General features: G+C 52.4%; 20 protein-coding genes and 1 pseudogene. 9 read left to right on the plus strand and 12 right to left on the minus strand.

Annotated features, from left to right (window positions below; all coding sequences use genetic code 11):
• Window positions 1–12: 12 nt before the first annotated feature.
• From yidA to dnaA, 5 genes are all read right to left on the minus strand, one after another.
• Window positions 13–828 (minus strand): sugar-phosphatase, encoded by an 816-nt coding sequence (gene yidA, locus J1784_RS15605; RefSeq protein WP_217150000.1) that lies wholly within the window; start codon window positions 826–828, stop codon window positions 13–15.
• A 141-nt stretch (window positions 829–969) separates the two neighbouring features.
• Entirely contained in the window at window positions 970–3,384 is a 2,415-nt protein-coding gene (gene gyrB, locus J1784_RS15610) for a DNA topoisomerase (ATP-hydrolyzing) subunit B (RefSeq protein ID WP_217150001.1), read from the minus strand.
• A 19-nt stretch (window positions 3,385–3,403) separates the two neighbouring features.
• Complete coding sequence (gene recF / locus J1784_RS15615) at window positions 3,404–4,492, minus strand: DNA replication/repair protein RecF (RefSeq protein ID WP_217150002.1); 1,089 nt, start codon at window positions 4,490–4,492, stop codon at window positions 3,404–3,406.
• Between the two features lie 131 nt (window positions 4,493–4,623).
• Window positions 4,624–5,724, minus strand: a complete 1,101-nt coding sequence (dnaN, locus tag J1784_RS15620; protein WP_217150003.1) for a DNA polymerase III subunit beta — start codon at window positions 5,722–5,724, stop codon at window positions 4,624–4,626.
• 4 nt (window positions 5,725–5,728) lie between these two features.
• A complete protein-coding gene (gene dnaA / locus J1784_RS15625) occupies window positions 5,729–7,120 on the minus strand; it encodes a chromosomal replication initiator protein DnaA (protein WP_217150004.1) in 1,392 nt (463 codons plus the stop codon).
• Between the two features lie 695 nt (window positions 7,121–7,815).
• Between dnaA and rpmH the strand changes: the two genes are divergently transcribed.
• The 5 genes from rpmH to mnmE all read left to right on the plus strand — a co-directional run bounded on the left by rpmH (window position 7,816) and on the right by mnmE (window position 11,671).
• Window positions 7,816–7,956 (plus strand): 50S ribosomal protein L34, encoded by a 141-nt coding sequence (rpmH, locus tag J1784_RS15630; protein ID WP_009637487.1) that lies wholly within the window; start codon window positions 7,816–7,818, stop codon window positions 7,954–7,956.
• An 18-nt stretch (window positions 7,957–7,974) separates the two neighbouring features.
• On the plus strand, window positions 7,975–8,334 hold the full coding sequence (gene rnpA / locus J1784_RS15635) for a ribonuclease P protein component (protein ID WP_071823635.1): 360 nt from the start codon (window positions 7,975–7,977) through the stop codon (window positions 8,332–8,334).
• On the plus strand, window positions 8,298–8,555 hold the full coding sequence (gene yidD / locus J1784_RS15640; RefSeq protein WP_095924029.1) for a membrane protein insertion efficiency factor YidD: 258 nt from the start codon (window positions 8,298–8,300) through the stop codon (window positions 8,553–8,555). Before rnpA ends, yidD begins: the two co-directional genes overlap by 37 nt.
• Window positions 8,556–8,557: 2 nt before the next feature.
• The gene (gene yidC, locus J1784_RS15645; RefSeq protein WP_217150005.1) at window positions 8,558–10,192 is read left to right on the plus strand and encodes a membrane protein insertase YidC; all 1,635 of its coding nucleotides are present in this window, start codon (window positions 8,558–8,560) and stop codon (window positions 10,190–10,192) included.
• Between the two features lie 114 nt (window positions 10,193–10,306).
• Window positions 10,307–11,671: a tRNA uridine-5-carboxymethylaminomethyl(34) synthesis GTPase MnmE gene (mnmE, locus tag J1784_RS15650; protein WP_217150006.1), complete on the plus strand. Its 1,365-nt coding sequence runs from the start codon at window positions 10,307–10,309 to the stop codon at window positions 11,669–11,671.
• 71 nt (window positions 11,672–11,742) lie between these two features.
• Here mnmE and J1784_RS15655 read toward each other — a convergent pair whose 3' ends face one another.
• The 4 genes from J1784_RS15655 to J1784_RS15670 all read right to left on the minus strand — a co-directional run bounded on the left by J1784_RS15655 (window position 11,743) and on the right by J1784_RS15670 (window position 17,817).
• The gene (locus J1784_RS15655; protein WP_217150047.1) at window positions 11,743–13,002 is read right to left on the minus strand and encodes a c-type cytochrome; all 1,260 of its coding nucleotides are present in this window, start codon (window positions 13,000–13,002) and stop codon (window positions 11,743–11,745) included.
• A gap of 70 nt (window positions 13,003–13,072) precedes the next feature.
• Complete coding sequence (locus J1784_RS15660; protein WP_217150007.1) at window positions 13,073–14,851, minus strand: GMC family oxidoreductase; 1,779 nt, start codon at window positions 14,849–14,851, stop codon at window positions 13,073–13,075.
• On the minus strand, window positions 14,851–15,573 hold the full coding sequence (locus J1784_RS15665; RefSeq protein WP_217150008.1) for a gluconate 2-dehydrogenase subunit 3 family protein: 723 nt from the start codon (window positions 15,571–15,573) through the stop codon (window positions 14,851–14,853). Before J1784_RS15665 ends, J1784_RS15660 begins: the two co-directional genes overlap by 1 nt.
• Window positions 15,574–15,921: 348 nt before the next feature.
• Complete coding sequence (locus tag J1784_RS15670) at window positions 15,922–17,817, minus strand: methyl-accepting chemotaxis protein (RefSeq protein ID WP_217150009.1); 1,896 nt, start codon at window positions 17,815–17,817, stop codon at window positions 15,922–15,924.
• A 323-nt stretch (window positions 17,818–18,140) separates the two neighbouring features.
• On the opposite strand from J1784_RS15670, the gene J1784_RS15675 reads away from it, so the two are divergent.
• Both J1784_RS15675 and J1784_RS15680 read left to right on the plus strand, forming a co-directional pair.
• Window positions 18,141–18,866, plus strand: coding sequence for a 4'-phosphopantetheinyl transferase family protein (locus J1784_RS15675; RefSeq protein ID WP_217150010.1), 726 nt, complete (start codon window positions 18,141–18,143; stop codon window positions 18,864–18,866).
• Between the two features lie 90 nt (window positions 18,867–18,956).
• Complete coding sequence (locus J1784_RS15680) at window positions 18,957–19,526, plus strand: NADPH-dependent FMN reductase (RefSeq protein ID WP_217150011.1); 570 nt, start codon at window positions 18,957–18,959, stop codon at window positions 19,524–19,526.
• Window positions 19,527–19,600: 74 nt separating this feature from the next.
• On the opposite strand, the gene J1784_RS15685 is transcribed toward J1784_RS15680, so the two are convergent.
• Window positions 19,601–20,938, minus strand: a complete 1,338-nt coding sequence (locus J1784_RS15685) for an NCS2 family permease (RefSeq protein ID WP_217150012.1) — start codon at window positions 20,936–20,938, stop codon at window positions 19,601–19,603.
• 152 nt (window positions 20,939–21,090) lie between these two features.
• On the opposite strand from J1784_RS15685, the gene yieH reads away from it, so the two are divergent.
• A complete protein-coding gene (gene yieH / locus J1784_RS15690) occupies window positions 21,091–21,756 on the plus strand; it encodes a 6-phosphogluconate phosphatase (RefSeq protein ID WP_217150013.1) in 666 nt (221 codons plus the stop codon).
• A gap of 22 nt (window positions 21,757–21,778) precedes the next feature.
• On the opposite strand, the pseudogene J1784_RS15695 reads toward yieH, so the two are convergent.
• Window positions 21,779–22,576, minus strand: a pseudogene (locus J1784_RS15695) (sugar phosphate isomerase/epimerase family protein); the annotation flags it as partial.
• Between the two features lie 110 nt (window positions 22,577–22,686).
• Here J1784_RS15695 and J1784_RS15700 point away from each other — a divergent pair.
• Window positions 22,687–23,379 (plus strand): TetR/AcrR family transcriptional regulator, encoded by a 693-nt coding sequence (locus J1784_RS15700; protein WP_217150015.1) that lies wholly within the window; start codon window positions 22,687–22,689, stop codon window positions 23,377–23,379.
• A gap of 84 nt (window positions 23,380–23,463) precedes the next feature.
• Here the strand turns inward: J1784_RS15700 and phoU are convergent, their stop codons facing one another.
• Complete coding sequence (gene phoU, locus J1784_RS15705) at window positions 23,464–24,195, minus strand: phosphate signaling complex protein PhoU (RefSeq protein WP_217150016.1); 732 nt, start codon at window positions 24,193–24,195, stop codon at window positions 23,464–23,466.
• Window positions 24,196–24,203 lie beyond the last annotated feature (8 nt).

Genomic DNA, 24,203 nt, shown 5'->3' on the forward strand with positions numbered 1-24,203 from the left:
GATCAGGAGGGATTAATGGCCTAAGACGAACTTATTCACGGCAAACGCCACACCGTCTTCGGTGTTGGTTTTAGTGACGAACTGGCTGACGGCTTTGACACTGTCGAGCGCATTACCCATCGCAACGCCAATACCGGCGTATTCCAGCATGGCAATATCGTTTTCCTGATCGCCCAGCGTCATCACGTTCTCACGTGAAAGGCCCAGTTTTTCCGCCAGCACTTTCACGCCTTCGCCTTTATTGACGCGTTTATCCAGAATTTCGAGGAAATACGGCGAGCTTTTCATAATGGTGTAGCGTTCTCTGGCTTCGGCCGGAAGCTGGCTTATAGCGCGATCCAGCAATTCGGGATCATCAATCATCATGACTTTCGGGAAAGTCAGCGCCGGATCCATTTCTTCTGCCGGACAGAATTGTAACAGAATGCCGGTGGTGAAAGATTCATGTACGCTGTACTTGCTGATGAAGCGGTTGGCAGTAAACAGGTCGGTTTTGGTCAGTGCATGGAAATGCACACCGAGGTCACGCGCCAGTTTTTCAAAGTAGTGATAATCTTCAATGCTGAGAGATACTTCGGCAATCACGCTGCCATCTTTGGCATTATGCACAAGCGCACCGTTGTTGGTAATGCAGTAACATCCATCCTGCTGTAAATCCAGTTCCATCAGATAACGCTGTACACCGACGAACGGACGCCCGGTCGCCAGAACGATTTGCACACCTTTCGCCCGTGCTTCTGACAACGCTTTTTTAACGGCAGGTGTCACTTCATGCTGCGGATTGAGCAACGTCCCGTCCATATCAATTGCAATTAATTCAATAGCCATAGCATCCTCAGAGTTTAAGAAATCTTCCTCAATGCTATCGCGATTACCCGCTGTAAAGCCAGCCGGAATGCGGGTTGCAACAGACGAAAAAAAGCCCGAAGCGGTTTCCCGTTTCGGACTCTTTATCAGCTCAGACCGTTATCAGATATCGATATTGGCGGCTTTCAGGGCGTTCTCTTCAATGAAGGCGCGGCGCGGTTCAACCGCATCGCCCATCAGCGTAGTGAACAACTGGTCGGCGGCAATGGCGTCTTTCACGGTCACACGTAACATGCGACGTTGCTCAGGATCCATCGTGGTTTCCCACAGCTGATCAGGGTTCATTTCACCCAGACCTTTGTATCGTTGAATCGACAGGCCACGACGGGACTCTTTCACCAGCCATTCCAGCGCCTGCTCGAAGCTGGTCACTGGCTGACGGCGTTCGCCACGTTCGATGAAAGCGTCTTCTTCGATCAGGCCGCGCAGCTGTTCGCCCAGCGCACAGATTTTGCGGTATTCGCCGCCCTGAATGAAGTCGGCATCCAGATCATAATCCGTATCGACACCGTGCGTACGGATACGCAGAACTGGTTCGAACAGCTGATGTTCGCGGTTTTCACGTACGATCGCGCTGTAAGAACTGCCGTGCTGCTCTTTCTCGTTGAGACGCGCCACCAGCGATTCCATCCAGGCCTGAACTTTCGCCTGATCAGTCAGCTCAGCACCCGGCAGGGTTGGCTGATAGATCAGGTTGTTCAGCAGCGCACGCGGATAACGACGTTCCATACGGCCAATCATTTTCTGCACGCTGTGATGTTCAGCCACCAGTTTCTCCAGCGGTTCACCCGCCAGGGCTGGTGCATGGGCGTTGGCGTGTAACGTTGCCCCGTCCATTGCGATGGAAATCTGGTACTGATCCATCGCTTCATCATCTTTGATGTACTGTTCCTGCTTGCCTTTCTTCACTTTGTACAACGGCGGCTGTGCGATAAACACGTGGCCACGTTCTACAATTTCAGGCATCTGACGATAGAAGAAAGTCAGCAGCAGGGTACGGATGTGTGAACCATCGACGTCGGCATCGGTCATGATGATGATGCTGTGATAGCGCAGTTTGTCCGGGTTATATTCGTCACGGCCAATGCCGCAACCGAGCGCAGTAATCAGCGTTGCCACTTCCTGAGAAGAGAGCATTTTGTCGAAGCGCGCTTTCTCAACGTTGAGGATTTTACCTTTCAACGGCAGAATCGCCTGGTTCTTACGGTTACGGCCTTGTTTTGCAGAGCCGCCCGCTGAGTCCCCTTCCACTAAGTACAGTTCGGAATGAGCCGGGTCGCGTTCCTGACAGTCCGCCAGTTTGCCTGGCAAGCCAGCCAGATCCAGCGCGCCTTTACGACGGGTCATTTCACGGGCTTTACGCGCCGCTTCACGGGCACGCGCAGCGTCGATGATTTTACCGACAACGATTTTGGCGTCTGACGGATTTTCCATCAGGTAATCCACCAGCTTCTCGTTCATCAGCGTTTCAACGGCCGTTTTCACTTCGGAAGAAACCAGTTTGTCTTTGGTCTGAGAAGAGAACTTAGGATCCGGTACCTTCACAGACACCACAGCAATCAGGCCTTCACGGGCATCGTCACCGGTGGCGCTGATTTTGGATTTCTTGCTGTAGCCTTCTTTATCCATGTACGCGTTCAGGGTACGGGTCATCGCCGAACGGAAACCGGCTAAGTGAGTCCCGCCATCACGCTGTGGAATGTTGTTGGTGAAGCAGTAAATATTTTCCTGGAAACCATCGTTCCACTGCAACGCCACTTCAACGCCAATGTCATCTTTTACCGTGGAGAAATAGAACACGGTCGGATGGATTGGAGTTTTGTTCTTGTTCAGATATTCCACGAAAGCTTTGATACCGCCTTCATAATGGAAGTGATCGTTTTTACCATCACGCTTGTCCAGCAGGCGGATAGCCACGCCGGAGTTCAGGAATGACAGTTCACGCAGGCGTTTCGCCAGAATGTCATACTCGAATTCAGTGTGATTGGTGAAGGTATTGAAACTCGGCCAGAAACGGACCGTGGTACCGGTCGCGTCAGTATCGCCAATTACTTTCAGCGGATCCTGAGGTTCGCCATGCACGTAAGTCTGGGTGTGCACTTTGCCTTCACGGCGGATAACCAGTTCCAGTTTTTCCGACAAGGCGTTAACGACGGAAACACCCACGCCATGCAGACCGCCGGAGACTTTATACGAGTTATCGTCAAATTTACCGCCGGCATGAAGAACGGTCATGATGACCTGAGCAGCAGAAACGCCCTCTTCTTCGTGAATACCGGTCGGAATGCCACGACCATCATCCTGTACGGAAACAGAGTTATCCGCATGGATCGTGACCTGAATCTCTTTACAGTGGCCCGCGAGGGCTTCGTCGATAGCGTTGTCCACAACCTCGAATACCATGTGGTGCAGACCAGTGCCGTCATCGGTATCGCCGATATACATGCCGGGGCGCTTACGCACCGCGTCCAGCCCTTTTAATACCTTGATACTTGAGGAGTCATAAGAATTCGACATCAACGTTTCTCGCTCATTTTTAGTCCTGTGATAGAACGGCTATTTTACCTTGTTCCACGCGGAACATCTTGCCCTTTTCACCCATCATATCGGTCACTTGCTCAGCGCTTATCGCACTGACAAAAACCTGTGCCTGGGTGGCTTTCAGGCGATCGGCCAGCAACCGACGTCGGTCGGCGTCCAGCTCAGAGGCAAAATCGTCAAGAAGATACAGGCAACGCCGCCCGCTCTGTCGGGTGAGAAACTCACCCTGCGCCAGTCTCAGCGCGCACATCAGTAACTTCAGCTGCCCGCGGGAAAGTAAATCTTCCACCGGCGTGCCGTCGGCACGAATACGGAAATCCGCTTTATGCGGGCCCGATGCGGTATAGGTTAAGGCTCTGTCGCGCTCAAAATTACGCTCCAGCAACTCGCCATACTCCGTTTCCTTGTCCCATCCACGCTGGAAAGAAAAACTGAGGGCGAATTCAGGCAGGAATTGCGCGCAGGTCGCGCTGATATCAGCCGCGATCGCGTCGCTGTACGCTGCCCGCCATTCGCTAATACGCCCGGCTAACGGGATCAATTCCTGATCCCAGGCACGAATTTGCGCATAACGAGTCACCTGTCGCAGCGCGGCGTTGCGCTGCTTGAGTAACCGTCGCAGGTTGCTCCAGGCGATAAAAAAACCGGGGTCGTGATGAAAACAGCCCCAGTCAATAAATGCCCGCCGGTACTTCGGCCCGCCATTGAGCAGGGTGAAGCCTTCGGGTGTGATCAGTTGCATCGGCAGCATCTGCGCCAGTTCGGACACTTTGTGTCCGTCACTGCCATCGATGCGCACTTTGCTGTCGCCCTGGCGACTTTTGCTCAGGCCAATCGACAATTCGCGATCGCCGCCATCATCCACACGGGCATGAAGAACAAACTCCGGCTGATCGTGGCGAATAACGCGTCCGGCCTGCAAACTGCGAAAAGCGCGGCCATGCCCGAGCGTATAAACCGCCTCGAGCACGCTGGTTTTACCGCTGCCGTTGGGACCGACCAGAAAGTTAAAACCGGACGATGGATCTAAATCCGCCGCCTCGATGTTGCGGAAATCTTTTATCAGTAAGCGCGTTAAGGCCATCTACATCCATTCCAGGGCGTCATCGTCGCAGCCAGTTTGCGTGCGGACAGCGCACAGCAAGCGGAGCGTACTCAGGTACGTGAGCATTGCGAGCACTGCCCAATCGCAAAATGACAAGTAAGATAGCCCGATCAGAGCCTCATCGGCATGACGACGTACGCCGCCGACTGGCTTGCTGCGTCTTCGATCTGCACACTCGAGACAGAGTCCGTCAGCAGCAGATTTACGTCTTCGCACTTAAGCGCATTGAGCACATCAAGCACGTAACTGACGTTAAAGCCGATTTCCATTTCGGTGCCTTCGTAGCCGACATCCAGAATTTCTTCTGCTTCTTCCTGTTCCGGGTTATTCGCGGTGATTTTCAGCTGGTTATGGCTGACATACAAACGCACGCCACGGAATTTTTCATTAGACAGGATCGCTGCACGGGCAAACGCCTGTTTCAGCAAATCGCAGCCAGCCTGCAGGGTTTTGTCCGGATTTTTCGGCAATACGCGGCGATAGTCAGGGAAACGACCGTCAACCAGTTTGGAGGTAAAGATAAAGTCGCCGACGTGTGCACGGATATTATTGCTGCCGATTTGCAACTGCAATGTGGTGTCACCGCCATCAAGCAGACGCACCAGTTCCATCACGCCTTTACGCGGCACGATCACCGAATGCGACGGCAGAGTCTGGCCGATTGGCATGGAACACACAGCCAGTCGGTGACCGTCGGTCGCAACAGTACGCAGTTCTTCACCTTCGGTTTCGAACAGCATGCCGTTTAAATAGTAACGTACGTCCTGATGCGCCATGGAAAACTGCGTGGCTTCGATCAGACGTTTCAACGTGGCCTGCGGCAGGGTGAATTCCACCTCGCTTTGCCAGTCGTCGAGATTAGGGAAATCTGTGGCCGGTAAGGTCGACAGCGAGAAACGGCTGCGGCCTGATTTTACCAGCATGCGGTCACCGTCGAGAGCGACGGAAATTTCCGCGCCTTCAGGCAATCCCCGACAGATATCAAAGAATTTACGCGCCGGCACCGTGGTGGCACCCGCTTCATGTGGCTGAGACAGCGCGACTTTCGCCACCATCTCCATTTCCAAATCCGTCCCGGTCAGCGACAACGCGCCATCCGTCACCTGTAATAACAGGTTACCCAGAATAGGCAACGTTGGTCGTCCACCCAGCGGGCTACTGACCTGTTGCAGTGGTTTCAGCAAATGCTCACGTTCAACAATAAATTTCATAGCGCTAGGAAGATAATGTTCTGATTAAGTTGGAGAAATCTTCTTTGATGTCGTGACTTTCTTCACGCAACTGCTCGATTTTACGGCAGGCGTGCAACACCGTGGTATGGTCCCGACCACCGAACGCATCGCCGATTTCTGGCAGGCTGTGGTTGGTCAGCTCTTTCGCCAGCGCCATCGCCATCTGGCGTGGGCGGGCTACCGAACGGGAACGCCGTTTGGAAAGCAGGTCAGCGACCTTGATTTTATAATATTCGGCCACTGTTTTCTGAATATTATCGATAGTGACCAGCTTCTCCTGAAGCGCTAACAAATCGCGCAGCGCTTCACGAACGAAGTCGATGGTAATCGCACGGCCGGTAAAGTTGGCATTGGCGATCACTCGGTTCAGTGCGCCTTCAAGCTCACGCACATTAGAACGCAGACGTTTAGCAATAAAGAAGGCCACTTCGCCCGGCAGACGAATATCGTTCTCGTCAGCCTTTTTCATCAGAATCGCCACGCGGGTTTCTAATTCAGGCGGCTCGATCGCTACCGTCAGACCCCAGCCGAAACGCGATTTCAGACGATCTTCAACACCGTTGATCTCTTTTGGATAACGATCCGAGGTCAGGATGATCTGCTGATTACCTTCCAGCAGGGCGTTAAAGGTATGGAAGAATTCTTCCTGCGAACGTTCTTTATTAGCAAAGAATTGGATGTCATCGATGAGCAACGCATCGACAGAACGGTAGTAACGTTTGAACTCTTCAATGGCGTTGTTTTGCAGGGCTTTCACCATATCCTGCACAAAACGCTCCGAGTGCATGTACACCACTTTCGCATTGGCTTTACGCGCCATGATGCCGTTACCGACCGCATGCAATAAGTGGGTTTTACCCAGACCGGTACCGCCATAAAGGAAGAGCGGGTTATATGCGCCGCCCGGATTGTCCGCCACCTGACGCGCCGCCGCGCGGGCCAGTTGGTTAGACTTACCTTCTACGAAGTTATCAAAAGTATGTTTTGGATTGACGTTGGAGCGATATGAAAGCTCGGGCTGAACAGGCGAGCTGTCCCAGCTTGGACGTGAAGGCGCCAGACGCGGAATAGCGGGCGCAGTCTGAGAACTGACGCTGGCCGCAACAGGTTGACTGACGCGCTGAATCATCGGTTTGCTGCCGACTTCAAAACGCAGCAACGGAGCATCCGTTCCACAGAAATCGTTAAGCAAGCCGTTAATATTGTTTAAATATTTGTCACGAACCCAATCCAGGACAAAACGATTCGGGGCGTAAAGCGCCAGCGTATTGTCGTTGAGTTCCGCCTGTAGGGGGCGTATCCACATACTGAATTCTGTGGCAGGTAGTTCATCCTGCAAACGGGCAAGACATTGCTGCCAAAGCGAAAGTGACACGGCGAACTCCACTCGAACAAGTATAAAAAAAGAAAAGGATCAGGATATTTTTTAAATCATGATTTTTGGCACACGTCCCGCCTGCCTGTATAAGGGGAAGGGGGAAATTTCTCTCACCACCCTGTCAGTGGCGTAAAGTCACGTGCGATCCGCTTTTTGCGGTTTTTGTCGAAAGCTACCCAGACGGGATCGCGATCGGAATGGCGGATCATAACGCAATCCGGCACAGAGATCCTCCCCTTCCTGACAGTTTAGATCCTTTTTATCCACAGGCAGCGGTCAGCAAGTGGGTAAGCTTAGCCGATCCTTTTCAAATTAGGCGTTGTAATCATCACTCTGATGAAAAAATAGGAGTCCGCTGAGCTAAATTTCACCAGACTGAGAGAAAGATCTCAGCCCTGTGGATAAGGATCAGCCAAGGATCCTTGCGATTTGCGACAGAGTCCGTATAATCCTCAGCCCTACGTGTGAAGCCTGTGTTCCTGATGGTCATAACCAGATGGATATTGCGGTGTGACCACGGGCAATTCTGGTAAACACTTGAACCATTTCTGGCAATGTAAATTGACTCAGGACTGTACAGTTATTACAATCCCGCTTCTTTATATGTTGCGACAAAGGCACCGGTCGTTTTTTCGCCGAAATGTCTTCGCGTTTACTGATCAGTAATAATTTAAGTTTAGGTAGAAATCGCCATGAAACGCACTTTCCAACCGTCCGTATTGAAGCGCAACCGTAGCCACGGCTTCCGTGCTCGTATGGCCACCAAAAATGGTCGTCAGGTTCTGGCTCGCCGTCGTGCGAAAGGCCGTACCCGTCTGTCAGCTTCTAAGTAATAAAAGCTAACCTATTTAGTGGTTAAGCTCGCTTTTCCCAGGGAGTTACGTTTGTTAACTCCCCGTCATTTCACTTTCGTCTTCCAGCAGCCACAACGGGCTGGCACGCCGCAAATCACTATACTCGGCCGCCTGAACGAGCTGGGGCATCCCCGCATCGGTCTCACCGTCGCAAAAAAACACGTCAAACGCGCACATGAACGCAATCGGATTAAACGCCTAACCCGCGAAAGTTTCCGGCTGAATCAACATACGCTGCCGTCGATGGATTTTGTGGTAGTCGCCAAGAAGGGTGTCGCCGATTTAGATAATCGCGCGCTGACGGAAGCGTTGGAGAAATTATGGCGTCGACATTGCCGACAGGCTCCCGCATCCTGATTAAGCTGATACGTGGTTATCAGTTATTCATCAGTCCGTTGCTCGGGCCACATTGCCGCTTTCGACCAACCTGCTCTCAATACGGTATTGAAGCAATTGGTCGTTTTGGCATGTTAAAAGGCAGTTGGTTGACTTTGAAACGCGTATTAAAATGCCATCCTTTGAACCCAGGTGGTGATGACCCCGTACCGCCGAAAACCGACAATAACAGAGAACACTAACGATGGATTCGCAACGCAATCTTTTCCTCATCGCTCTGCTGTTCGTGTCTTTCATGATCTGGCAGGCATGGCAAACGGACCACGCTCCGCAACCGGCCAACCAGACCACGCAACAGACTGCGAACACTGCAAACGGTGATGCTGCTAACCAGGCTGTTCCTGGTAGCGGAAAGGGCAAATTAATTACAGTTAACAGTGATGTGCTGTCATTAACGATCAACACACGTGGCGGCGATATTGAGCAGGCTCTGCTGACTGCTTACCCAACTACTTTGGGTTCTGACCAGCCTTTCCAGTTACTGGAAACCACTCCTAATTTCCTCTATCAGGCACAAAGCGGTCTGACAGGTAAAAACGGTCCAGATAATCCGGCGAACGGCGAACGTCCTCTGTTCCAGACCAGCTCGGATACCTTCACAATGGCTGAAGGCCAGTCTGAACTGCGCATTCCGATGACTTACACGGCGGCAAATGGTGCGATTTACACCAAAACCTTCGTGATCAAACGTGGCTCTTACGCGGTGAGTGTTGAATACAACATCAACAACACCACAGCAGCTCCGCTTGAACTGACTCTGTTCGGTCAGCTGAAACAAACCACCGAATTGCCTAAGCACCGTGACACCGGCAGCAATAACTTTGCTCTGCACACGTTCCGCGGCGCGGCATACTCCTCAAGTGATGACAAATATCAGAAATACGCGTTCGATAAGAGCGAAGTGCTGAATGTCACCACTCAGGGCGGTTGGGTTGCGATGCTGCAGCAGTACTTTGCGACTGCGTGGATCCCGTCAGCGAAAGACACCAACAACTTCTTTACCAGCACCAACAACGGCATTTCTTCGATTGGTTTCAAAGGCACGCCGTTTACCGTTGCACCAGGTGCACAACAGCAAGTGGCTTCCACCCTGTGGGTTGGCCCTGAAATTCAGGACAAGATGGCGGCCATCGCGCCTCACCTTGACCTGACTGTTGACTACGGTTGGTTATGGTTCATCTCTCAGCCACTGTTCAAACTGTTGAAATTCATTCAAGGGTTTGTCGGCAACTGGGGCTTCTCGATCATCGTTATCACCTTTATTGTCCGCGGTATCATGTATCCACTGACCCGCGCTCAGTACACGTCGATGGCGAAAATGCGTATGTTGCAGCCGAAACTGGCCGCGATGCGTGAACGTATCGGTGATGACAAACAGCGCATGAGTCAGGAAATGATGGCGCTGTATAAGTCTGAGAAAGTGAACCCGCTGGGTGGTTGTCTGCCGCTGGTTATTCAGATGCCAATCTTCCTGGCACTGTATTACATGCTGTCTGGTTCCATTGAATTGCGCCACGCGCCTTTCATCCTGTGGATCCATGACCTGTCAGCGCAAGACCCGTACTACATTCTGCCGGTTCTGATGGGTATCACGATGTTCTTCATTCAGAAGATGTCGCCGACCACCGTCACTGACCCGATGCAGCAGAAGATCATGACCTTCATGCCGGTCATCTTCACCGTGTTCTTCCTGTGGTTCCCTTCCGGTCTGGTGGTGTACTACATCGTCAGTAACCTGGTAACCATTCTCCAGCAGCAGCTGATTTATCGCGGGCTGGAAAAACGTGGCCTGCACAGCCGCGACAAGAAAAAGTCATAAGTGAATGTCAGGGCGGCTTTCGTCCTGACAGCTAAACTTGATGATTAAAGATAAAGGCGGTCATTTTGACCGCCTTTTGCATATCCGTAAAAAGACCCAAAGAGATCAAACGTTATGAGCACCTCAGATACCATCATTGCCCAGGCAACGCCCCCAGGACGCGGTGGTGTGGGCATTTTGCGCATTTCCGGTCGTGCGGCGCGTGATGTGGCACAGGCTGTCTTAGGTAAGCTGCCAAAACCGCGTTATGCCGATTATCTGCCGTTTCAGGATGCAGACGGCAGTACGCTGGATCAGGGCATCGCGCTGTGGTTCCCCGGCCCGAATTCCTTTACCGGTGAAGACGTGCTTGAGCTGCAGGGCCACGGCGGACCCGTGATCCTGGATTTGCTGCTTAAACGCATTATCGCGCTGGAAAACGTACGTATTGCGCGCCCGGGCGAATTCTCTGAGCGGGCTTTCCTCAACGATAAGCTCGATCTGGCACAGGCCGAGGCGATTGCTGACCTTATCGACGCCAGTTCCGAGCAGGCCGCGCGTTCGGCGGTTAATTCGCTTCAGGGCGCTTTCTCGAACCGTATTCATCATCTGGTGGAAGCACTCACTCACCTGCGGATCTTTGTCGAGGCGGCTATAGACTTCCCGGATGAGGAAATCGACTTCCTGTCCGACGGTAAAATCGAAGCCAAACTCAATACGGTGATGGGCGATCTTGATGCGGTGCGTGCCGAAGCGCGTCAGGGCAGTCTGCTGCGCGAAGGGATGAAAGTAGTGATTGCCGGACGTCCGAACGCCGGTAAATCCAGCCTGCTGAACGCACTGGCGGGTCGTGAAGCGGCCATCGTCACAGATATCGCAGGCACCACGCGCGACGTATTGCGCGAGCACATTCACCTCGACGGCATGCCGTTGCACATCATCGACACTGCCGGTTTACGTGAAGCCAGCGACGAAGTGGAGCGCATTGGTATCGAACGTGCGTGGAACGAGATCGAACAGGCTGACTTAGTGCTGTTTATGGTCGACGGCACGACAACAGCGGCAACCGAACCTGCGGATATCTGGCCGGAATTTATGGCTCGTCTGCCCGCGACGTTACCGATTGTCGTTGTGCGCAATAAAGCGGATATCACCGGCGAAGCGCTGGGACAAACAGAAGTGAATGGTCACTCACTTATCCGCCTTTCCGCACGTACCGGCGATGGCGTGGATTTGCTGCGCGATCATCTGAAACAGGTCATGGGCTTTAATCACAATATGGAAGGCGGATTTCTCGCCCGTCGCCGTCACTTACAGGCGCTTGAGGAGGCTGCACAGCATCTGGTGCAGGGTAAAGACCAGCTGCTTGGCGCATGGGCCGGAGAATTACTGGCAGAAGAACTGCGTCTGGCGCAGCAATCACTGAGCGAAATTACCGGCGAATTTACATCAGATGATTTGCTGGGGCGCATCTTCTCCAGTTTCTGTATCGGTAAATAATTCAGTTTAAGTCCGTTTTGAAAGAGAGTAAGCGAGCAATCACTTACCCTCTTTTTTTACTTACTTATCAGTTATTTACTTATTTTTGGCTCGTCAGGTTTCGTGAGTTTACGTAGCTCTTTCACCTGTGAGACACTGACCGCTGACGCCTGATTCCCCCATCCGTTGCGGATAAAGTTCACCACATCCGCCACCTGCTGATCATCAAGCCGCCACGCAAAATCAGGCATCGCCAGACCGGTCGGTGCGGCCTGTGTTTTAGGCGCATGAGAACCGTTTAACACAATATTGATCACAGAGGATGGGTCATCGCTGACCACTGCCGGATTCTGCGCCAGCTGCGGGAAGGCGTTTTTCTCTCCCTGTCCGCTGGAAAGATGACAACCCGAACAGTTATCCAGATAAACCTGCGCGCCAACCTTCGACACATCGCCTTTCTTTAAAGCCTCAGTGGTACTGTTGTTGTTGACCTGAACCCCGGCTTTACCCTTGGTTGGCAGGGATTTCAGATACACCGCAATAGCATGACGATCTTTATCGTTCAGATACTGGGTACTGTCCTGAATTACCTCCACCATCGATCCGAAGGCCGCCGTCCGCTCCGTGCGTCCGCTCCCGAGGAACAGACTGATTTCCTCTTCATTCCACTGTCCCAGGCCGGTGGTCGCTTCGCCGCGCAGATCGGGTGCATGCCAGCCTTCGAGCGTACCTCCGGAGAGATAATCGCTGTCATTCTGGTCGAGCGCTTTCTCTTCATAGCCAATACCACGCGGGGTATGGCAACTGCCACAATGGCCTAAGCCCTGAACCAGATAGGCACCCCGGTTCCAGTCAGCGGTCTGCTGCGGATCAGAGTGATAGGGCTTTTTCTCCAGGAAGACGCTGTTCCATACCGCTAACGGCCAGCGCATGCTTAACGGGAACGGTATATCGCTGTCACGGTTCTTCTGATCAACCGCCGGAACCTGATGGATGAAATAAAGATACAGATCATGTACATCGGCGTCGGACATTTTGCTGAATGACGGATAAGGCATTGCCGGATAAAGATGGTGACCATCTTTGGCAATCCCCTCACGCAGGGCTTTGCTGAAATCTTCCTCGGAGTAATTGCCGATACCGGTATTTTTATCCGGCGTGATATTACTCGAGTAGATAGCGCCTACCGGCGTGCTCATCTTCAGGCCACCTGCGAAACTTTTGCCGCCGGGTCCGGTGTGGCAGGCCACGCAGTCACCCGCACGGGAAAGATATTCACCCTGTTTAATCTGCGCACTGATGTCGTTATTTTCTGCCGCCATAACCTGAGCAGTCAGCGTCATACCGGTCATTCCCAGGCCCAGCCATAATCCGCGGCGCCATAATGAACTCTTGTTTTCTTTGATCATGATATCGTCCTGATTATGCCTGAACCAAAGGTCCCGGATGGGCTAAGTACTGAGTACGAATGGCATTGGCGGCAAAATAGGCCAGCGCCCCAACCACGCCCGTCGGGTTGTAGGCCAGATTCTGTGGAAACGCAGAAGCACCCAGTACAAACAGATTAGGTACATCCCAGCTCTGCAAATATTTGTTCACGACGCTGTTTTTCGGTGAGTCACCCATGATCGCGCCACCGGTGACATGCGTTGACTGGTAGGGTTTCACATCAAAATGGTCACCGGGTTTTAGCTGACTGACCGACATGCTCTTTGGATTCATCACGTTGGCAATTTTCTTCATTTGCTCAGTGATGTAATCAGTCATCTTGTATTCGTTATCCTGCCAGTCAAAGGTCATGCGCAGTAAGGGATAGCCATAGGTGTCTTTATAAGTGGGATCGAGATCGAGGTAACATTGCTTATAGGGCATAACCGACCCTTCGGAACCAATGGACATCGAATGCAGGTAATTATCTTTGATGCCCTGCTTCCAGCCGCTGCCCCAGGTCGGAGTACCCTTAGGCAAGGACATTTGCTGGATAGGGCGACCACCGGTACGGACTGCCGAGATATATGCGCCACCGATGAACCCGAGCTTGGCGTGATCAAAGTTTTCTGCATTGAAGTCATCGATAACCGTCCCGGCTGCCCCGGCGCCAATAAACGGATTGAACGTTTTGCTCTCATCAAAGAAAAGCGAGATACCACTGTTCATCTGGTAGGCAAAGTTTTTACCCACCACACCTTCGCCGGTTTTCGGGTCATATGGTGTACCGATTTTTGACATCAGCAGCAGGCGAACGTTATGAAGCTGGAAGGCGCTTAAGATAACCAGATCCGCCGTCTGTTCGACTTTCTCACCATAAGCATCAATGTAGGTAACGCCGGTGGCCTTTTTACCGGTGGAATCCGTGTTGATACTCACCACCTGCGCGCGCGTTCTGAGAGAAAAGTTCTTCTTCTGATAAAGCGCAGGCAAAATCGTGCTTTGCGGGGAAGCTTTAGAGTAGTTGTAACACCCAAAACGCTCGCAAAAACCGCAGAAATTACATGCACCTAACTGCACACCATAAAAGTTGGTGTAAGGTTCTGAGGCGTTAGCCGCCGGGATAGGGAACGGATGGAAGCCAAGTGACTTCGCGGCGTCACCGAACAGTGAGCCCGAATAGAGCTGCGTCAGCGCGGGTGTCGGATAGCCCTGCTGGCGTTTCGCTTCAAAAGGATTTCCGCCCTCAATGATTTTTCCCTGGATATTACCCGCCGTTCCCGAGGTGCCACACAACCGCTCGAATTTATCGAAGAAGGGTTCAAGCTCATCGTAAGTCACCCCATGATCCTGAACGGTCATATCAGCAGGGATAAATTTTTCCCCGTAGCGATCCACTACCGTAGAGCGCATGGTCAGATCCGCAGGCAGCGCCCGCCATTGCATACCATTCCAGTGAACCCCTGCACCGCCCACACCATTACCGGGCAGAAACGCGCCAAACTGGCGGTAAGGCACGGCGAAATCTGCCGAGGTATGACGTACGGTAACCGTCTCTTTCGCTGTCTCCTGGAATAACTTCAGGCGGATACCGTAAGTCAGCTCATCAGCAATACGCGGGTAAGCAAAGTCAGGGTAAGTATCACGCTGCTCGCCGCGTTCCAGCGCCAGAACTTCAAGACCGGCCTCCGCCAGCTCCATCGCCATAATAGCGCCCGTCCAGCCTAGTCCCACTACCACCACATCAACATGCTTATTCTTTTGAGTACTCATTACGCATTCCTTTTGCTGGAAATACTGACCGGGCCAAGCGGATAAGCCTGGTTATGTTTCCCTGCCCAGTCTTTGTAGTCGGCACGGGCGCCGGGGAAGCCTATCAGCTTCCACGATGCCAGACTCTGGTTGCCACTGTGGATCGGGTCTGACAGATAGCCTTCTTTGGTATTCATCAGCAGCTGAGTGAAAAACGCATTGCCGGTCAGTTCTTCGAATTTAAGATGGTTAGCTTCGAGGGAGGTCAACAGGTCGTTTTGCTGAGTTACGGTTAAATCAGCGAATTTCTTCTGATACTGCTGCTGGCAGTGAGCATCTACGGCTTTGATCCCCAGGCGGTAGGTGTCACGCGGGGTGAGTTTTGACTGATAGCCCAGAGTGGGAGCTGCTTCAACAAAAGGAGGATGCATATACCACAGGCCGCCGTGGCCGTAGGGCAGCTCCATTTGTTTGTCGATATATTCCGGCACGCCCTGGCTGACCGCACCCGGCCCGTTGGCATCGGTTGGGATCAGGCGTTCACAAGCGGCCAGAAGAAAGCGCCACTCTTCGTTATTGAAAAAAATCGGCACGTAGTGCTGGGAAACCCCCTCGGCTGCTTTACTGTTTTTGGGGGAAAGCGCCAATGCGCCGGTCGAAGCTGTCGCCACCAGAGGGACTAAAGCGAGTGTCTTTTTGAGAAATCCACGCCTCGAGGACGGGATATTATTTTTTTCCGACATAGGTGATCCTCACACTAATCATTAACAATCAATAAACAATTTCGTTTAAAATAATAGGGTTTTGTATATAGATTGTTAACCAAGGTTAGGTTGCAAATAATTACAAAACGTTCGGAATTTACCTGTCGAAAAAATATTCTACTGCCATACAAGAATAGCCACAGTATAAGAAGGGTTAAAAAGCAGGCGGCAGAATAAAAGGAAAGGGATAGTCAAAAAAATAGGAGATCAGACTTGCGGATAAATTGTGCTATTTTCTCAAAAGGCGATAAAAAAAGCCTATTTATTAAGAAAATACCCGAAGCGTTGTGCTTCGGGCATTAAATTTTAGTGCGTTATAACAACTTCTCAGAGCTTAAAACCCGCGACCACGGTTTCCAGCTGAACGGTCTGATCCTGCATCGCCTGCGCGGCGGCAGAAACCTGTTCGACCAGCGCGGCGTTCTGTTGCGTGGCGTTATCCAGCTGCGTAATAGCAACGTTCACCTGCTCGATGCCCAGACTTTGCTCCTGACTGGAAGACATGATTTCGTTCATCAGCGTCGCCACGTTATTCACGCCGCCCATGACTTCATCCATTGTCGTCCCCGCCGTCGCCACCAGCTGGCTACCGGTAGAAATATCCGCCACAGAATCCTCAATCAGTTTTTTGATTTCACGCGCAGAGGTCGCCGAACGCTGCGCCAGACTGCGCACTTCAGACGCCACCACCGCGAAGCCGCGGCCCTGCTCACCGGCACGTGCCGCTTCAACCGCCGCATTCAGTGCCAGAATGTTGGTCTGGAATGCGATGCCGTCAATTACACTGATAATATCGACGATTTTGTGTGAAGAACGGGTGATCGACCCCATCGTCTCGACCACCTGTTTCACCACTTCCGAGCCTTTCTCCGCGACTGCCGACGCATCACGCGCCAGCTGATTAGCGCCCTCCGCATTGGCGGCGTTCTGCTTCACGGTGCTGGTCAGCTGTTCCATTGACGCTGCCGTTTCAACAATCGAACTGGCCTGTTCTTCAGTTCGCGCAGATAAGTCGAGGTTACCGCTGGCAATCTGGCGCGAAGCTGATGTGATCGCCAGACTGCTGTCACCGACCTGACGCAAAATCGATTGCAGGAAAGACAGGAAGCTGTTGAAACTCTGGTTGATCTGATTGAACTCCGGGCTGCGGCTTTCCGGTAAGCGCTGGGTTAAATCCGCCCCGCCCGCAGAAAGCTGAGCGATATTGTTGTTCAGCGCACCGAGCTGGCGCATAAACACTTTAATCGCCGCAATCAGCACAATCAGCAGCAGTAAGACCATCGGGATTTGCACCAGACCGAGACTGGTCAGAATACTGTGGCTGCGCGCCAGCAGCTGACTGGTTGGCATGTCGGTAGCGATATACCACGGCCCTTGAATGTTGCTCATGAACATCGTATGCGACGTGCCGTCGCTGTCGTAATCTGCCACCAGGCTTGACTGATCGTTGATCTGATCCAAACTTTTGCGGATTTGCGTCGCCAGCGGTGAGCCTTCGCCCAGTGACGCCAGTTTCGGCAACTTTTCATCGGAGGAATGACTGGTACCGACGATGGTGCCGTCTTTTTGTACGATATAAATCGTCGCGTGAACCTTTTTCTCCATTTCCGTCACCAGCTGGTTAAAGAAACCCAACGTCACGTCAATGGTGGCCACGCCCCACTGTTTGTCTCCTTTATAAATCGGCATGGCACAGTTGGTGCGAGGCTGGGTGCTGGCGTCATCGAAATAAGCCGGAGCCCAGACGCATTGCCCTTTTTCACCTTTGGAAGCCGCGAGATACCAGGACTGATCGAAATAGTTTGGCGATTCTGCGCTGTTCCAGAAGGTATTCACCGTCAGCTGATTATTACTGTTACGGGCAAAGAAGGTGCTGAATTTGATTTTTGCCGGGTCGCGCTGGTTCGGCAGCGGCCAGATACCGCCACCAAACACGGCAGAATCCCCGTACTGATCTACCAGCGCAGGCAGCAGACGGTCGATACTGTCGCTGTCCATTTGTGCGACAGTTTGGGTAATGGTACGAACCTGAGACTCAACTTTATTCAGACGATCGTTAATGGCGACCGCCACATCATCAACCTGATTAGCCACCAGATTGCTTTCTGTTTGTTTAAGTTGAGGAGCAATAAAGACCTGGATCACGATGAGCGTAACGATGACCAGCACAATAAAAAACAAGCTGATCAATGCGATAAAGCGGGATTGCGTTGTTTTTAACATTTTAGGGTACTCACAGGCAAAGCAGCGAGATCGCTGCTTAACTAGTAACGGCATTTTCTGACGTTTCTTTATGTTGCTATAGTAGATATATCTGGTGTCTGGATCGTATGGGTGAAAATCCAGAACATCATTCCAGCGAGATCCCCTCCCAATAATCGTTTAAATCTGTGATTAGTTTCACTTTATGGTTATGAAAAACTGTCTGAAAAGTGAAGGAAGTGTGCGCCAATGCGGGTTTTAAGCGGTTTTTAATGATTTCTCTTAATGTTATTATTTAGAACAATTGAGAAAATACGGTCGAACCATTAATCATGGAGTGAACAATGGCGTGCCATTTTGCAAGATGGGCAATGACGGATGCGGAACCAGATACACACCGGTTGCCCAAAGAGATCGTATTATCCGCAAGATACCTTTCCGAAAAACAGCGCAGGCGTTTCCTTAATGGCCGCGTTCTGCTGGCAGAAATGATTTTCTATCTGTACGGAATTGCTGAACTTCCTCACATCATCACACTGGCCAGTGGCCGCCCGAGTTTTGAATCCTCTGATCTCCCTGATTTCAGTCTGGCGTATGCCGGAAGCACCGTCGGCGTGTTAATCAGCAGCGAAGGAAAAGTCGGCCTCGACCTCGAAATTATTCATGCCCGCAGTGCGCTGGTGACTCCGCAGCAGCAGTTACAGCTTTCCGCAGTGGAAAAAACCTGGATTGCCATGCAATCGGATCCGGTGGAATCATCGCTGCAACTGTGGTGTATCCGCCAGAGTATGCTGAAAATGTCCGGCCTGAACGATCAGGGCCCGCTGACGCTCAGCCTGAATCCGGCTTCTGGCCGTTTGCGATCTACCGTGACACCGGAGGCGCAGGTGATGAGTGACATTGAAGGGTCAATTACCTGGTCCTGCGCGCAATCGCCCTCGATCATCAGGTTGCAGTGTTGGCGCTATGAACCCGAAAACGGCTTCACCCGCACGCAAACCCTCTCCGCAGACCAGCAATCCGATTCTCCGCACTTTATGAAATTCATCAGCCTGCCGCCCGCTAAATAAAACTTCACGTTTGTTTTTATCCGCCGCGTCGTTTTTCGTTTATGGTTACAGGCAGCCCTTTCGGAAAATCATCCATAACAGGAGTTAGCCATGTCAGTTACACCACTGAAGTTTGTCACACTGTTAGGTAGTCTTCGTAAAGCGTCATACAACGGCATGGTGGCGCGTACATTGCCGAATGTCGCCCCTGAAGGCATCACGATTGAAGCGTTACCTTCCATCGGTTCTGTGCCCCTTTACGATGCGGATATTCAGCAGGAAGAAGGTTTCCCGGCAGATATCGAAGCCATTGCAGAACAAATTCGTCAGGCTGATGGCGTCATTATCGTCACGCCGGAATATAACTATTCCGTGCCGGGTGGCCTGAAAAATGCCATCGACTGGATTTCCCGCCTGCCGAATCAGCCGCTGGCCGGTAAGCCGGTACTTATCCAGACCAGCTCAATGGGCCCGGTCGGCGGCGCACGCTGCCAGTATCATCTGCGACAGATCCTGGTTTTCCTCGATGCAATGGTCATGAACAAACCTGAATTTATGGGTGGCGTCATTCAAAGCAAAGTAGATGAGCAGACAGGTGAAGTGGTAGATCAGGGAACGCTGGATTTCCTGCGCGGCCAGCTGACCGCATTTGCAGACTATACCCGCCGCGTCAGCAAATAATTCCGGTTATCAGAAATGCAAACAGCCCGCAAAGCGGGCTGTTTTTTTATCGGCGTTAAGCAGACATCAGCAGATTAATGCCCGTCTACAAACGCGATTTTCAGCACGAACAGCAGCGCCACCACAACCACGCACGGGCTGATTTCTCTCCAGCGACCGGTGCCCAGTTTCATCACCACGTAAGAGATGAAGCCCAGCGCGATACCTTCGGTGATCGAGAAGCTGAATGGCATCATCACTGCGGTCACGAACGCCGGAACCGCTTCGGTCAGGTCATCCCATGACACGCGCGCCAGACTGGATGTCATCAGCACGCCGACATAAATCAGCGCACCGGCTGCCGCGTATTCCGGCACCATGCCCGCCAGCGGGGAAATGAAGATAACCAGCAAGAACAGTAAACCCGTAACAACTGCGGTCAGACCGGTACGGCCACCGACGGACACGCCGGAGGTGCTTTCAATGTACGCGCCGACGGAAGATGTGCCGATAAATGCGCCTGCCACAGACGAAATGCTGTCTACGTACAACGCCTGTTTCATCTGCGGGAATTTACCTTTCTCATCCGCCAGACCGGCTTTGTCGGTCACGCCAATCAGCGTACCGGAGGAGTCAAACAGGTTCACCAGCATGAAGGAGAAAATGACGCCCGCCAGACCAATATTCAGCGCGCCTTTCAGATCCACCTGACCGACAACCGTGGTGATGCTCGGCGGCATCGACCAGAAACCGGTGTAATGCACGTCGCCAATCATCATGCCAATCACGGTGGTGACAATAATCGACACCAGCACGGAAGCGTGGAAGTTACGCGACGCCAGAACCGCAATAATGAAGAAACCGAGCACGCCCAGCAGCACGTTGTGCGAGGTCAGATTGCCGATGGTCACGATGGTGTCAGGGTTAGGCACAATAATGCCGGCGTTTTTCAGTCCCATCATGCCGATAAACAGCCCGATACCGGCGGTGATCCCAACACGCAGGCTGACCGGAATATTGGCAATCATCCAGTAACGGATGCGGAAAATGGTCAGCAGCAGCAAACCGACAGCGCCCCAGAAAATCGCGCCCATCCCGACCTGCCAGGAAACGCCCATCGCGCCCACAACCACAAAAGCAAAGAACGCATTCAGCCCCATGGCCGGTGCCAGAGCGACCGGAAGGTTGGCGATCACGCCCATCAGGATGCTGCCGAACGCGGCAATCAGACAGGTGGTGACGAAGACGGCCTGTTTATCCATACCCGCGACACCCAGAATTTGCGGGTTCACGAATACGATGTAGACCATCGTCAGGAAGGTGGTTAAACCGGCGATAGTTTCGGTGCGTACGGTGGTGCCGTGCTGCGTCAGTTTAAACAGACGTTCAGCCAGACCTTTACCCGCAGTCGCATTGCTCTGTGGTGTGCTCATTGGTGAGTTCCAAAATGGGGGGAAAACAATCGGGGGGTATCCTAAGGATTTTAGTCCAAAAGCGCCAGCACTGGATGTATGGGATTAAATCTATCGTTCGGGTACAGTGCCATAATGCACGCCAATAGATGAAACGCTCACAGGGAGAAAGTATGTCACAGGTTGAATGTGTCTTTTTTGATTGCGACGGTACGCTGGTGGACAGTGAATTGTTGTGCTGCGAAGCCTATGTCGAGATGTTTGCGCATTTTGGCGTGACGGTGTCATTCGACGAAATGTATAAGAAATACAAAGGCGTCAAACTTTATGAAATCGTGGCGATCGTCAATAAAGAGCACGGTATCGACGTGCCTAAAGAAGAAATGGAAGTGGTTTTCCGCCAGCACGTTGCGCGGCTTTTCGACAGCAAACTTGAGCCGATTGACGGCGCGCGCGCGCTGCTGGAAAAAATTTCCGTGCCGATGTGCGTCGTCTCCAACGGCCCGGTCACCAAAATGCAGCACTCGCTTGGCCTGACTGGTTTACTGCCTTTCATGGGCGATAAGCTGTTCAGCGGCTACGATTTACAGCGCTGGAAGCCCGATCCTGCCGTGTTGTACAAAGCCGCTGATGTCATGAACGTGCCGGTGGAAAACTGCATTCTGGTCGAGGATTCGGTCGCGGGCGCGCAGGCCGGGATCACCGCCGGAATTCCGGTGTTTTATTACTGCGCAGACCCGCATAACCCGCCGCTTGATCATCCGCTGGTAACGACATTCCACGACATGCGTGAGCTGCCGGAGATCTGGCGCCAGATGGGGTACCAGATTACTCGCTGAGAGATTTTTCGTAGGCCTGCATGCGCTTTTCCAGTTCGCTCAGGGAACGCAGGCCATCCGCCAGCGGCAGGGTTTTATCGTTAAAGATTTCCAGCGACCACGGACCGGTGAAACCTCTGCGGTTGAGCGTACTGACGAAATCCACCAGCGGTAAATCACCCTGCCCCGGATAACAGCGATAACTGCGGCTCCATTGCTGGACGTTCATGTCTTTGTACGGCGCATCGGCCAGTTGCAGGAAACTGATTTTATCCAGCGGCACTTCATCCAGCCGGTCAAGATTGTCGCCCGTGGCCAGAATATGGAAGCTGTCGAGCACGATACCCAGAGCCGGATGATTCACTTCCCGCACGCGATCCCACGCCTGCCGGTAGCGGTTGATGTGTTTACCCCACGCCAGCGCTTCAAAGCCGATACGGATGTCATACGGCTCCGCCATTTCAGCCAGCGCAGCGAGATCGGCAATCTGCACATCACGTTCAGGCGAGCTTTCGGGGTCAGTGTTGCTGCATACCAGTAAATGATCGCAGCCCAGTTCGCGCATCAGGTCAAACTGACGGCGCGCGCTGGCCAGTTTTTCGATGCGTTTTTCCGGCAGAACACCTTCGAAATCACGGAAGGGTTGCAGCAGAAAAATGCGTAAACCGAGAGAATCGGCAAGGTTACGGATAGCCGCCGGCTTGACCGGACTTTTAAGCAAATCGTCTTCGAATATTTCCACGCCATCGAATCCCGCAGCAGCAATCGCCGTGAGTTTTTCAGGCAAGGTTCCCGGTACTGAAACTGTCGCAATCGAACGTAAACGGGTGGTTGCAGGCAAAATAGCGTCCTTTTAGTCAGGCTTCGATACTTACAGTAGTGGACCCTCACGCCACGTTCGTCAAGTGCTGCGCACTTGTATGAACGCGCGGATTGTAACTGAGCCAAGCAATGGTTAATCTCTGTGGCGAGAATGTGGTTAATGATGAGGATAAGACGCTGAGCAGCCAAAGTTCCCCGGCGCCGGGACGTAAAAATGATCCGATAGGACTGAAGCAGCGCATTTTCGACAGCGCTCTGGCTGAATTCGCAGAATCCGGTCTGATGGGCGCACGTATGGAAAATATCGCTTCCAACGCCAATACTACGAAACGTATGGTGGTCTATCACTACAAGACCAAAGAAGCCTTGTACATGCTGGTGCTGGAGCACGTTTACCGCGGTATTCGTCAGTACGAGCTGGATCTGGATCTGTCGTCATTTCCGCCCGCGGAAGCCATCGTCAAACTGGTCGAAGCCAGCTTTGATTTCCACGTCTCGCACCCTGAATTCATTCGTATTGTTTCGACGGAAAACATGCTGCGTGGCCGCTTTATTCGCCAGTCCACCAGCATCCGTGAAATCAATAAAACGGCATTAACGCTGCTGGAAGATATTCTCGCGCGCGGCAAGCAAAGCCATCTTTTTAAAGAAGATGCACAGGCTCGCGACGTTCACCGTCTGATCAGCAGCCTGTGTGTGCATCAGGTCGCCAACCAGTACACGTTCGGCGCCTTGTTTGAAAATCCGGATGAAGTGGATTTGCAGACTGCACATTATCGCCAGCTGGCGGTCATGGTTGCCCTGCGCTACGTGATGAAGTAATTGCGCTGATCGGACGCTGATAGTGAGCGGACAGCAAAAAGGCCTCGTAAGAGGCCTTTTTTGTGGGACGAAATCAGCTAACCGTTATTCTTTCGGCGCGTCTTTGCCATCGGTCAACAATTTGTCCAGCGCGTCGCCGCCGACGTGGCGGAAATCCTGACCTTTCACGAAGTAGAAGATGAATTCGCAGATGTTCTGACAGCGGTCTCCGATACGCTCGATAGAACGGGCGCAGAACAGCGCGGTCAGCACGCTGGGAATAGTGCGCGGATCTTCCATCATGTAGGTCATCAGCTGGCGCACAATGCCTTCATATTCCTGATCCACTTTCTTGTCTTCACGGTAAATTCGCACCGCTTCGTCAAGATCCATACGCGCGAATGCATCCAGTACGTCATGCAGCATTTCAACCGTATGGCGGCCCAGAGATTCCAGACTGACCAGCAACGGCTGATGCAGATGCGAGAACTTTTCCAGCGCCGTACGGCAAATTTTGTCAGCCACGTCACCGATACGTTCGAGTTCGGAAATGGTTTTGATGATTGCCATCACCAGACGCAAATCGCTGGCGGTTGGCTGGCGCTTGGCAATGATGCGAACACACGCTTCGTCGATCGCCACTTCCATCAGGTTTACTTTGTCATCACCCTGGATAACGCGCTGCGCCAGTTCGGCATCCTGATTATGCATCGCCGTAATAGCGTCGGTCAGTTGCTGTTCAACCAGCCCGCCCATTGCCAGAACCTGCGTGCGGATGTGTTCAAGCTCAGCGTTGAACTGGCCGGAAATATGTTTGTTTAAGTTCAGGTTGTCCATTCTTCTTA

It is taken from the genome of Rahnella ecdela (assembly GCF_019049625.1).
GTDB lineage: Bacteria > Pseudomonadota > Gammaproteobacteria > Enterobacterales > Enterobacteriaceae > Rahnella > Rahnella ecdela.

Bases quoted from the DNA above. Each gene is read 5' to 3' on its own strand.
- J1784_RS15660 (WP_217150007.1), bottom strand. From the start codon at position 14,851: ATGAGTACTCAAAAGAATAAGCATGTTGATGTGGTGGTAGTGGGACTA.
- J1784_RS15670 (WP_217150009.1), bottom strand. From the start codon at position 17,817: ATGTTAAAAACAACGCAATCCCGCTTTATCGCATTGATCAGCTTGTTT.
- dnaN (WP_217150003.1), bottom strand. From the start codon at position 5,724: ATGAAATTTATTGTTGAACGTGAGCATTTGCTGAAACCACTGCAACAG.
- phoU (WP_217150016.1), bottom strand. From the start codon at position 24,195: ATGGACAACCTGAACTTAAACAAACATATTTCCGGCCAGTTCAACGCT.
- J1784_RS15675 (WP_217150010.1), top strand. From the start codon at position 18,141: ATGGCGTGCCATTTTGCAAGATGGGCAATGACGGATGCGGAACCAGAT.
- yieH (WP_217150013.1), top strand. From the start codon at position 21,091: ATGTCACAGGTTGAATGTGTCTTTTTTGATTGCGACGGTACGCTGGTG.
- gyrB (WP_217150001.1), bottom strand. From the start codon at position 3,384: ATGTCGAATTCTTATGACTCCTCAAGTATCAAGGTATTAAAAGGGCTG.
- J1784_RS15665 (WP_217150008.1), bottom strand. From the start codon at position 15,573: ATGTCGGAAAAAAATAATATCCCGTCCTCGAGGCGTGGATTTCTCAAA.
- yidD (WP_095924029.1), top strand. From the start codon at position 8,298: ATGGCGTCGACATTGCCGACAGGCTCCCGCATCCTGATTAAGCTGATA.
- mnmE (WP_217150006.1), top strand. From the start codon at position 10,307: ATGAGCACCTCAGATACCATCATTGCCCAGGCAACGCCCCCAGGACGC.
- J1784_RS15685 (WP_217150012.1), bottom strand. From the start codon at position 20,938: ATGAGCACACCACAGAGCAATGCGACTGCGGGTAAAGGTCTGGCTGAA.
- J1784_RS15700 (WP_217150015.1), top strand. From the start codon at position 22,687: ATGGTTAATCTCTGTGGCGAGAATGTGGTTAATGATGAGGATAAGACG.
- J1784_RS15655 (WP_217150047.1), bottom strand. From the start codon at position 13,002: ATGACCGGTATGACGCTGACTGCTCAGGTTATGGCGGCAGAAAATAAC.
- yidC (WP_217150005.1), top strand. From the start codon at position 8,558: ATGGATTCGCAACGCAATCTTTTCCTCATCGCTCTGCTGTTCGTGTCT.
- rpmH (WP_009637487.1), top strand. From the start codon at position 7,816: ATGAAACGCACTTTCCAACCGTCCGTATTGAAGCGCAACCGTAGCCAC.
- J1784_RS15680 (WP_217150011.1), top strand. From the start codon at position 18,957: ATGTCAGTTACACCACTGAAGTTTGTCACACTGTTAGGTAGTCTTCGT.
- yidA (WP_217150000.1), bottom strand. From the start codon at position 828: ATGGCTATTGAATTAATTGCAATTGATATGGACGGGACGTTGCTCAAT.
- recF (WP_217150002.1), bottom strand. From the start codon at position 4,492: ATGGCCTTAACGCGCTTACTGATAAAAGATTTCCGCAACATCGAGGCG.